Origin of the sequence: Mesorhizobium sp. M2E.F.Ca.ET.209.01.1.1, from assembly GCF_004010375.2 — a bacterium.
GTDB lineage: Bacteria > Pseudomonadota > Alphaproteobacteria > Rhizobiales > Rhizobiaceae > Mesorhizobium.
Window position 1 is genome coordinate 1 of the sequence record NZ_SADP02001286.1, and the last position, 284, is coordinate 284.

Annotated in this window: 1 protein-coding gene; it reads right to left on the bottom strand. The window is 69.7% G+C overall.

Translation table 11 applies throughout. From position 1 onward, the window contains the following. A partial coding sequence (locus EN852_RS40090) for an aminotransferase class III-fold pyridoxal phosphate-dependent enzyme (protein ID WP_348643566.1) occupies positions 1-211 on the bottom strand: 211 nt, incomplete at its 3' end. Positions 212-284 lie beyond the last annotated feature (73 nt).

A 284-nucleotide genomic window follows, 5' to 3' on the forward strand; every position in this document is an offset into this window, starting at 1 on the left:
GCGCCTGGGTGGCCAGCACTGCGGCCAGCGGCAGGAAGCCGCCGGTCAGTCCCTTGGACAGGCACATCAGGTCCGGCATCACCCCGGCCTGCTCACAGGCGAACAGCGTGCCGGTGCGGCCGAAGCCGGTGGCGATCTCGTCGGCGATCATGAACGCGCCGTGCGCGTCGCACAGTTCGCGCACGCGCTGCAGGTAGACCGGATCATGCATGCGCATGCCACCGGCACACTGCAGCCGTGGCTCCAGCACCACCGCGCAGACTTCTCCCGGGTGCTGGTCGAAC